This window comes from Spirillospora sp. NPDC049652 (genome assembly GCF_040675125.1).
In the GTDB taxonomy this organism is placed as follows: Bacteria; Actinomycetota; Actinomycetes; order Streptosporangiales; family Streptosporangiaceae; genus Spirillospora.
Genome location: NZ_JBFAOF010000354.1, coordinates 1 through 6,865, shown reverse-complemented (window position 1 = coordinate 6,865; position 6,865 = coordinate 1). Strand labels below are relative to the sequence as shown.

6 protein-coding genes are annotated in these 6,865 nt (G+C 73.5%); 3 read left to right on the top strand and 3 right to left on the bottom strand.

Going from position 1 to position 6,865, the window contains the following annotated elements; all coding sequences use genetic code 11:
* Positions 1-25 precede the first annotated feature (25 nt).
* Together rfbB and AB0J52_RS21845 are read right to left on the bottom strand one after the other, a co-directional pair.
* Positions 26-1,024 (bottom strand): dTDP-glucose 4,6-dehydratase, encoded by a 999-nt coding sequence (gene rfbB / locus AB0J52_RS21850; protein WP_500183629.1) that lies wholly within the window; start codon positions 1,022-1,024, stop codon positions 26-28.
* Positions 1,025-1,029: 5 nt separating this feature from the next.
* Entirely contained in the window at positions 1,030-1,821 is a 792-nt protein-coding gene (locus tag AB0J52_RS21845; protein WP_500183627.1) for a TIGR03084 family metal-binding protein, read from the bottom strand.
* A gap of 365 nt (positions 1,822-2,186) precedes the next feature.
* Between AB0J52_RS21845 and AB0J52_RS21840 the strand changes: the two genes are divergently transcribed.
* The 3 genes from AB0J52_RS21840 (at position 2,187) to AB0J52_RS21830 (ending at position 5,791) form a co-directional block, all read left to right on the top strand.
* Entirely contained in the window at positions 2,187-3,341 is a 1,155-nt protein-coding gene (locus AB0J52_RS21840; protein ID WP_500183625.1) for an epoxide hydrolase family protein, read from the top strand.
* Between the two features lie 34 nt (positions 3,342-3,375).
* Positions 3,376-4,605 carry a cytochrome P450 family protein gene (locus AB0J52_RS21835; protein ID WP_500183623.1) on the top strand — a complete coding sequence of 410 codons (1,230 nt, stop codon included), beginning with the start codon at positions 3,376-3,378 and terminating at the stop codon, positions 4,603-4,605.
* Positions 4,606-4,768: 163 nt separating this feature from the next.
* Positions 4,769-5,791: an alpha/beta fold hydrolase gene (locus AB0J52_RS21830; protein WP_500183621.1), complete on the top strand. Its 1,023-nt coding sequence runs from the start codon at positions 4,769-4,771 to the stop codon at positions 5,789-5,791.
* 104 nt (positions 5,792-5,895) lie between these two features.
* Here AB0J52_RS21830 and AB0J52_RS21825 read toward each other — a convergent pair.
* Positions 5,896-6,865, bottom strand: a 970-nt coding sequence (locus AB0J52_RS21825; protein ID WP_500183619.1) for an acyl-CoA dehydrogenase family protein, incomplete at its 5' end; no start/stop codon positions are given.

Genomic DNA, 6,865 nt, shown 5'->3' with positions numbered 1-6,865 from the left:
GGTGCGGCCGGTCGTTCGGGTGCGGTCAGCGGCCGAGTCTGCGGTAGCGCTCCTCGGTCCGCTCCTTGGCGGGCTTCCACCACCACTCGTTGTCGCGGTACCAGGCGACGGTCTCCGCCAGACCCGCGCGCAGGTCGGGGAAGCGGGGCCGCCAGCCGAGCTCGGTGCGCAGCTTGGCGCAGTCGGCGGCGTAGCGCAGGTCGTGGCCGGGACGGTCCGGGACGTGCTCGTATGAGCCGGGCGGCCGGTCCATCAGCTCCAGCAGCAGGTCGAGCACCTCGCGGTTGCTCCGCTCGCCGCCCGAGCCGATCAGGTAGGACTCCCCGATCCGGCCGCGGTCGAGGATGAGGTGGACGGCGGCGTTGTGGTCGTCCACGTGCGTCCACTCCCGGACGTTCTCACCGGTGCCGAACAGCTTGGCCGGACGGCCCAGCAACAGGTTGGTCACCTGCCTCGGGACGAACTTCTCGACGTGCTGGAACGGTCCGTAGTTGTTGGCGCAGTTCGACACCGTGGCGCGCACGCCGTAGGACCGCACCCAGGCGCGCACCAGCAGGTCGGACGCCGCCTTGGTCGCCGAGTACGGGCTGGACGGGTCGTACCGGCTGGTCTCGGTGAACCGCCCGTCGCCGCCGGCGCCGAGGTCGCCGAACACCTCGTCGGTGGAGACGTGGTGCAGCCTGCGCCCGTGCCGCCGGACGGCCTCCAGCAGGGTGAAGGTGCCCTGCACGTTCGTCCGGACGAACGGGGACGGGTCGTCCAGGGAGTTGTCCACGTGCGACTCGGCGGCGAAGTGCACCACGACGTCGCTGGCGGCGACCAGCTCGTCCACGAGGCGGGCGTCGCAGACGTCGCCGCGGACGAACTCGATCCGGTCCGCGACCGGGTCGAGCGCCCGCTCGTCGCCCGCGTAGGTCAGCGCGTCCAGCACCCGGATCCGGTACCGGGGGTGGTGCCGGAGGGTGTGGTGGACGAAGTTCGCGCCGATGAACCCGGCCCCGCCGGTGACCAGCATCCCGGTCATGGCGGTCAGCCGAACTGGCCGGGCTCGCGGCCCGCGCCGGCCGGGCCCCGGTACGCCTGGGCGATGTCGAGCCAGCGGTCGGCCTCCGCGCCCTCGGCCTTCACCCGCAGGTCGGCGCGGTTGCGGCGGCGGGTGACGAGCAGGCAGAAGTCCTCGGCCGGTCCGGAGACCCGGTCGGCGGCGTCCTCGGGTCCGAACTCCCAGGCCCGGCCGGACGGCAGCGTGAGCTCGTAGCGGAAGGTGAAGTCGGGCGGGGTCAGCCCGTGCGACTCGTAGCCGAAGTCGCGGGTCAGCACGGCGAAGCCGACCAGGTGCTCGATCCGGTCGGTGCGGTCCGGCCGCAGCCCGAGGGCGTCCGCGACGTCCTGGCCGTGCGCGAACGTCTCCATGATCCCGGCGCACGCGAGGATCGCCGGCGGCAGCGGGTTGACCAGCCAGGGCACCGCGCCGTCCTCGGGGAAGGCGGCGAGCGCGGCGATCCCGGCGTCCCGCTCGGCGCGCCAGCGGGCCAGCAGGCGGTCCGGGTCGGCGCGCGGGTAGTCGCCGAGCGCGGCGTTCACCGCGCCGTCGAAGTCGCCCTTCGCGCGCTCGGTGAGCGCCTGGAACGCGGCGGCGTCGGACGCGGCGGTCCCGGCGAGCCGGTAGATGAACGCCAGGTGCGCCACCTGGTCGGCGACGGTCCAGCCGGGGGCGGGCGTCGGGGCCGCCCAGCGGTCGGCGGGCAGGCCCTCGACCATGTGGTCGATCTGCTCGCTCTCGGCGGTCAGGTCGGCGATGACAGTCTTCAGGTCCGTCACGGGCCGGGTCCTCTCCTCGGGGGGATCGTGCCTCCGAGCATGTCCCGGCGAACGCCGGAAAGCGCTACGCGAACGTGCTTTCCCGCGCCCGCGCGGTCCTTTCCCGAAGCCGCGCCGGCCGGGTTTCCCGCAATTTCCGAAAACCCGTCGGAGAAGGCCGGGAAAAACACCGGCCCGGCCGCTTCCCGGCCGCTGATCCTGCACGCGCGCCGGCCGCCGTGCCCGGCGCGGTGGAGGGGGTGCGCAAGGCGGAAGATGCGGCGGCCGGAGCGGCGGTGCGACCGTCGGTCGTGGTTCCGCCGGTGCGCGCGCGGCTTCGGCGGGCAGCCGTCCGACCTCCTCCCGCGACCGGAATGGGGTGGGCCATGCGCCCGTTCAAAATCGAGATCCCGCAGGCCGACATCGACGATCTGAAGCGCCGCGTCGGCGCGACCCGGTGGACGGGCGAACTGCCCGGCGTCGGGTGGCGGCGCGGCGTCCCGCTCGGCTGGCTGAAGGACCTGGCCGAGTACTGGCGGGACGGCTACGACTGGCGCGCCGCCGAGTCGCGGCTGAACGAGATCCCGCAGTTCACGACCGAGATCGACGGCCAGACCGTGCACTTCGCGCACGTCCGGTCGCCCGAGCGGGACGCGCTGCCGCTCGTCCTGACGCACGGCTGGCCCGGGTCGTTCGCCGAGTTCGCGCGGGTCGCCGGCCCGCTCACCGACCCGCGCGCGCACGGCGGCGACCCCGCCGACGCGTTCCACCTGGTCATCCCGTCGCTGCCGGGCTACGGGTTCTCCAGCCCGCTGGGCGAGACCGGCTGGGACGTGCCGCGCATCGCGGCCGCCTGGGCCGAGCTGATGGACCGCCTCGGCTACGACGCCTACGGCGCGCAGGGCGGCGACGCCGGCTCGCCGATCTCGCTGCAGCTCGGCCGGCACGACCCCGACCACGTCGTCGGCGTGCACGTCAACATGCTGATGACCTTCCCGTCCGGGGACCCGGCCGAGATGGCCGCGCTCAGCGAGGCCGACCAGGCGCGGCTCGGCGCGCTGGCCCGGTTCGACGCCGAGCGGTCCGCCTACATGAAGGTCATGGCGACCCGGCCGCAGACGCTCGCCTACGCGCTGCACGACTCGCCCGTCGGGCAGCTCGCCTGGATCGCCGAGAAGTACGCCGAGTGGACCGACAACGGCGGCGCGCCCGAGCCCGCCGTGGACCGCGACGAGCTGCTCACCCAGGCGTCGCTCTACTGGTTCACCGGCACCATCGGCTCGTCCGCGCACTTCTACTACGAGGGCGCGGCGGCCGTCGCGCAGGCGGCCTCCGGGGTCGTCCCGCCGCCGGTCCCGGCGCCGGTCGGCGTCGCGGTCTTCCCGCACGACATCTTCCTGCCGATCCGCCCCTTCGCCGACCGGGACCTGCCGTCCCTCACGCACTGGACCGAGTTCGACTCCGGCGGCCACTTCGCCGCCCTGGAGCGCCCGGAGGCGCTCGTCGACGACGTCCGCACGTTCTTCCGCACCGTCCGCTGACCCGCGCGGACCCATGGATGAGGAGACCACTCCGATGGATCGACGCTGCCCGGTGAACCTCGACACCTCCGGCCGCGACCTGCACGGCGAGGCGGCGGCCCTGCGCGAGCAGGGCCCCGCCGTCCTGGTGGGACTGCCCGGTGGGGTGTGCGCCTGGTCGGTCAACCGGCACGACGCCGTCCGCAGCGTGCTCACCGACCCCCGGGTCACCAAGAGCGCGCGCAACCACTGGCCCGCGTTCATCAACGGCGAGATCCCGCCCGACTGGGAGATGATCAGCTGGATCGCGATGGACAACATGGTCACCGCGTACGGCAAGGACCACGTCCGGCTGCGCCGCCTCGTCGGCAAGGCGTTCACGCCGCGCCGCACCGAGGCGATCCGGCCGCGCGTGGTGGAGCTGACCACCCAGCTCCTGGACGACCTCGCCAAGACCCCGCCCGGGGACGTGGTGGACCTGCGCGAGCGGTTCGCCTACCCGCTGCCCGCGCGCCTCGTCGCCGACCTCATCGGCATGTCCGAGGACGCGCGGGCGCAGACCGCCAAGGTCATCGACATGATGGTGGACACGACCGTGACGCCCGAGCAGGCGCAGGCCGTCCTCGCCGGCTGGCGGGGCGCGATGGCCGACCTGATCGAGGAGAAGCGGCGGCGCCCGGGCGAGGACATCACCAGCGACCTGATCGCGGCCCGCGACGAGGACGGCACCCGGCTCAGCGAGCAGGAGCTCGCCGACACCATCTTCGCGATCCTCGGGGCCGGGTCGGAGACCACGATCAACTTCTTCGACAACGCGATCACCGCGCTGCTCACCCATCCCGACCAGCGCGCCCTCGTGACCACCGGCGAGGCCGGCTGGGACGACGTCATCGACGAGACCCTGCGGGTCGAGTCGCCGCTCGCGCACCTGCCGCTGCGGTACGCGGTGGAGGACGTCGAGCTGGACGGCGTCACCATCCCCAAGGGCGACCCGATCCTGGTCAACTACAGCGCGATCGGCCGCGACCCGGCGCTGCACGGCGCCGACGCCGGCCGGTTCGACATCACCCGCGACAACAAGGAGCACCTGTCGTTCGGGCACGGCCCGCACTACTGCCTCGGCGCGGGCATCGCCCGGATGGTCGCCACGGTCGGCCTGTCCAGCCTGTTCGAGCGGTTCCCGGACCTCGCGCTCGCGGTGCCGCGGGAGGAGCTGCTGCCGCTGCCGACCTTCATCATGAACGGCCACCGCACGCTCCCGGTGCGGCTCACCCCGGCGTCCTGAACCGGCCCCGAACGCTCCGAACCAGCAGCGGACGCCTCTGACCCGCTTCTGACCAGCACGTTCCGAACCCGTCCCCACCGACCGGCCGGCGACCGATGAATACCGCGTCGCCGGCCGGTCTTCATGATCGGCGAATTGCCGGTCCCGACGAAGGGAAAGCACGATGCAGCAGGAGAACGTCCCCACCCGCCGTCCGCGCCGCGCCAGGAGATGGCGCGGCGGGCTGGCCGCCGCGGCGACCGCGGCGGCCGTGCTGTTCGCCTCCACCTCCGGCGCGCAGGCGGGCGGCCGCCTCACCGCGGGAACCGACGCCCTGTCCGGGTTCCAGGACGGCGTCGTCCCCGTGGAGGGCGGCACCCTGCACTACGTCAAGGGCGGCTCCGGCCCGGTCCTGGTGCTGCTGCACGGGTGGCCGGAGACCTGGCGCGAGTGGCGCAAGGTCATGCCGGAGCTCGCGAAGACCCACACGGTCGTCGCGTTCGACCTGCCGGGCCTCGGCGCGTCGAGCGTGCCGTCCGGCGGCTTCGACACCGCGCACACCGCCGCGCGCATCCACCAGGGCGCCGAGGCGCTCGGGCTCGGCAAGGTCTCGATCCTCGCGCACGACCTCGGCGTGTCCGTGGCCTACGCCTACGCGCACGACTTCGCGGGCGACGTCTCCCGGATGGCCGTCCTGGAGTCGCCGCTCAACGGGTTCGGCCTGGAGAACGCCTACGGCGTGAGCTGGCACCTGCTGTTCAACCAGACCGCCAAGCCCGTCCCGGAGAACCTCATCAACGACGCCGCCCACACCCGGACGTACCTGACCTGGCTGTTCAGCTCGGCGCGGCACCCCGACCGGATCGACCAGGACGGCGCCGTCCGCGCCTACTCCGACCCGTACCGCCGCAGCGCGGGCTTCGAGTACTACCGCGCGTTCCCGGCGGACGCCGAGTACAACAAGGCCGCGTCGGCGACCAAGCTGACGATCCCCGTCCTCGCGATGGGCTCGCAGTACGTGTTCGGCGCGGGCGTGGCGCAGTCGTTCCAGGCGGTCGCGACCGACGTCCGCACGGCGATCGCGCCCGACACCGGCCACTGGATCCCGGAGGAGAACCCGACGTACCTGCAGCAGTGCGCGAACCTGTTCTTCGGTCCGCCGCCGTCGACGCCGCCGACCGGCGACCTCGCGTCCTGCGCCCCCTGACCCCCGCCTTCCCTGCTCTCTCCGCCCCTTTTCCGAGTCCCGCCCTGTGAGGACCGCCGTCCGCGCCATGCCGCGCGGGCGGCGGTCCCGCGAAGGGGACGGGATCAGAAGTAGAGCGTGTTCGGCTCCAGCCCGCACAGCACGCGGCCGTACAGCTCGTCGTTGGTGTCGGGGTTCATCAGGGCGTGCATCGTGATCGCGTGCAGGTCGCGGGCGATGCGCTGGATGGGCTCACCGGAGTAGATGGACGACCCGCCGCTCGCGTCGTTGAGCAGGTCCCCGGCCTCGCGCGCGAGCCGGACGGCGCGGCCCATGTCGGCGCGGGCACGGGCCCGCTCGACCGGGGTCCACGGCTCGCCCGCCGCGCTCTTGGCGTCCAGGGTGTCGGCGAGCCGGCGGGCGTGGAAGAACGCCTCGTCGATCTTCATGTCGGCCTCGGCGAGGCGCAGGTGCGTCACCGGGGCCTCGGCCTGCTGCTCGTAGGCCGTGTAGGTGATCTTGCGGGTGGGCAGCCGGTCCAGGAACCGGTCCCGGGCGGCCAGGGCGAGCCCGACGGCGGTGCCGACCGAGAGCGCCGACGCGGTCGGCAGCAGCGGCGCGCGCCACACCGGGGACGCCGCGTTGGCCTCCGAGGCGTACTGCTCGGCGAGCACCAGCGGCAGCGGCAGGACGCGCCGCTCCGGCACGAACACGTTCTCGGCGACCGTGCTGACGCTGCCGGTGCCGCGCAGCCCCGAGGTGTCCCAGTCGTCCACGACGGTCAGCTCGGCCATCGGCACGACGGTCATGATCGGCCAGAACGAGCCGTCCGGCGCGGGCGCCATCGCGACGACGACCTGCCACTGGGCGTGGTGCGCGCCGCTGATGAACGTCCACTTGCCGTTCAGCACCAGGCCGCCCTCGGCGGGCACGCACATGCCGGTCGGGCTGAGCGTCCCGCAGACGCGCGTGCCGGGCTCGGCGAACACCTCGTCCTGGACGGCGTCGGGCAGCAGCCCGGTCATCCAGGTCGTGATGGCGTTGACCCCGGCGATCCAGGCCGCCGAGGCGTCGCCGCGGGCGATCTCGGCGAGC

Excerpts from the sequence above, each read along its gene's own strand:
- AB0J52_RS21840 (WP_500183625.1), top strand. The coding sequence starts at position 2,187 with ATGCGCCCGTTCAAAATCGAGATCCCGCAGGCCGACATCGACGATCTG.
- AB0J52_RS21835 (WP_500183623.1), top strand. The coding sequence starts at position 3,376 with ATGGATCGACGCTGCCCGGTGAACCTCGACACCTCCGGCCGCGACCTG.
- AB0J52_RS21830 (WP_500183621.1), top strand. The coding sequence starts at position 4,769 with ATGCAGCAGGAGAACGTCCCCACCCGCCGTCCGCGCCGCGCCAGGAGA.
- rfbB (WP_500183629.1), bottom strand. The coding sequence starts at position 1,024 with ATGACCGGGATGCTGGTCACCGGCGGGGCCGGGTTCATCGGCGCGAAC.